Here is a 2,154-nt window from a genome sequence, read left to right on the forward strand (position 1 = left end):
TTAATGACACCTCAGCACCCTCAGGCCACTCTGCGCCAGCTCACCTAGCATCACCAGCGAATTCCCTGGTACGCCACCAACATCTCACCTTGGTGCTTCGAGTCGGGCGTGCGCGGCCCGTAGTCTTGGAGCGTGACGGTGCCCGACATGCTGCGCGGCGTAACCGCTGCGGTGGTCGCGACGGCCCGTCAGGCCTCGCCGCGACGGATCGTCGTGATCTCCGCCGCGGCCGCGGTTCTGGTTGCGGTGGCGCTGCTGGTTCCCCTGCCCACGGCGGTGCAGCTTCGCGACTGGGCGACCTCGATGGGCCCGTGGTTTCCGCTGGCGTTCGTGGGCGTGCAGATCGTCGTGACCGTGCTGCCGTTTCCGCGGACCGCGTTCACGCTGGCAGCCGGGCTGCTGTTCGGGCCGGTGCTGGGTGTGGGGCTGGCGGTGGCCGCCAGCACGGCCAGCGCGGTGATCGCGCTGATGCTGGTGCGCGCGGCCGGCTGGCAGCTCAGCCGTCTGGTCCGCCACCGGGCCGTGGAGACGCTCGACGCCCGGTTGCGCGACCGCGGGTGGCCGGCCGTGCTGGCGTTGCGGCTGATTCCCGCGGTGCCGTTCTCGGTGCTCAACTACGCGGCCGGCGCGTCGGCGGTGCGGGTGCTGCCCTACACGCTGGCGACTCTGGCGGGCGTGTTTCCCGGGACCGCCGCCGTGGTGATCCTGGGTGATGCGCTGACCGGTGACATCAGCCCGCTGCTGCTGCTGGTGTCGCTGTGCACGGCGACAGTCGGGGTGGCGGTGCTGGGCTACGAAATCCGCCATCATCGTCGACAGCACCGCCGTGCGGCGCAGCGACAAGACGTCGCCGAGCCGGCGCTGCAGCGGTGAGCGGGTCGACGCGAATCCCCCGACGCGGACAGCGACCGGTCCCGCGACGCGGCCGATTCCGCGCGCCGAGCTGCCGCTGAGCTGGCGGCCGCACCCGTCGAGCCGGGGACTTTCGGAGACTTCGACGAGGCTCACCAATTCCACGGCACGCCGAGCACCGCTCACCAAGAACACCAAGAGCAGCTGGAAGGAAATCACGCGACGTTGAACGAGGTGTCGGCCAAGGCGACCACGGCGGCGCAGGCCTTCACCAACGCCGACGAATCCGCTGCCAGTTCAATCGACTCGGCTGCCGCCGGGTTGGCGCAGGCCCGACGGTGAGACCACCGACACCGGTCAATCTCGGTGTTGGCGATCTGTGCGACTCGGTCGGCGCTGACCCCTGGAAACGCACCGACGAGTTGCAGGCGGGCAACGCCGGCGCGATCAACGACCTCGCGGATGCGTTCCACCGCTCCGGCAATCATGTCAAGGAGACCGACGACGACGTCGACACGGTCAAACAGAAATTCCAGAAAGCGTTCACCCGCAACGGCTCCGACACAATTCCGCTGAGCTCCGAGGTCGCCGGGCACACCGTGGCCGGCGTTGACGACACGGTCGGCGTCGTCCAGCGGCGCTGCCATGCCGCAATCGCGCACCGCCGTCGTGCGGCAGGCACGAGAGGTCGCCGCCACCTGTGCGGGCCAGCGCCCGCGCGATCGCCAGGCCCAGGCCCGCGCCGCCCAGGTCGCGTCTTCGAGCAGTGTCCAACCGCACCAGCCGCTCGAAGACGCGCTCGCGGTCCTCGTCGGGATTTCCGGGTCCGGTGTCGCTGACCCGACTTGGCTCACATCGGTGTACACCGTGAGGCGGCCACCCCGCGTGGGTCACAGCTGCCACAGGTGTCTCTGTGCCGGTCGGCACCCGAGTGCCCGGCTCTCAGCGACAGCTGGGGTGGCGCGGTGCTGCGAAGGAGGTTGTCGCGCAGAGGCGGGCACGGCGCACATCGCCTCGTCCAGCGGCCAGTGGTGCTGATGTGGCCAGCCAGCAACATGTGAATCGGGAGGTCTCCGGGTGCACGGCGCGACTCGCGGCGATTACACCACGACGGTCACCAACAAAGGGCGGCTCGCCTGTTCGGACGGCGCCGGCCCGCCTCGAATCAACCACGCACATCATCCCGAAGAGCTCCTCGAAGGCGGCGATCCGTGATGAACGAACGACTCAATCGATGCCTGCACCGACAGGTCTGTGCCGACAGGTCTGTGCCGACAGGTCTGTGCCGACAGGTCTGTGCCG

General features: G+C 69.3%; 2 protein-coding genes and 1 pseudogene. 1 reads left to right on the plus strand and 2 read right to left on the minus strand.

What is annotated here, in order from left to right:
* Positions 1-147 precede the first annotated feature (147 nt).
* Positions 148-873, plus strand: coding sequence for a TVP38/TMEM64 family protein (locus ABDW21_RS00770; protein WP_343600683.1), 726 nt, complete (start codon positions 148-150; stop codon positions 871-873).
* 194 nt (positions 874-1,067) lie between these two features.
* Here the strand turns inward: ABDW21_RS00770 and ABDW21_RS00775 are convergent, their stop codons facing one another.
* Both ABDW21_RS00775 and ABDW21_RS00780 read right to left on the minus strand, forming a co-directional pair.
* Positions 1,068-1,448 carry a hypothetical protein gene (locus ABDW21_RS00775; RefSeq protein WP_343709941.1) on the minus strand — a complete coding sequence of 127 codons (381 nt, stop codon included), beginning with the start codon at positions 1,446-1,448 and terminating at the stop codon, positions 1,068-1,070.
* Positions 1,396-1,692, minus strand: a pseudogene (locus ABDW21_RS00780) (ATP-binding protein); the annotation flags it as partial. The pseudogene ABDW21_RS00780 and the gene ABDW21_RS00775, both read right to left, overlap by 53 nt.
* Positions 1,693-2,154 lie beyond the last annotated feature (462 nt).

Origin of the sequence: Mycobacterium sp., assembly GCF_039583805.1 — a bacterium.
Classification (GTDB): Bacteria; Actinomycetota; Actinomycetes; order Mycobacteriales; family Mycobacteriaceae; genus Mycobacterium.

What these genes read in the sequence shown, in the direction of transcription:
- ABDW21_RS00770 (WP_343600683.1), top strand. Translation starts at nt 148, where the DNA reads ATGCTGCGCGGCGTAACCGCTGCGGTGGTCGCGACGGCCCGTCAGGCC.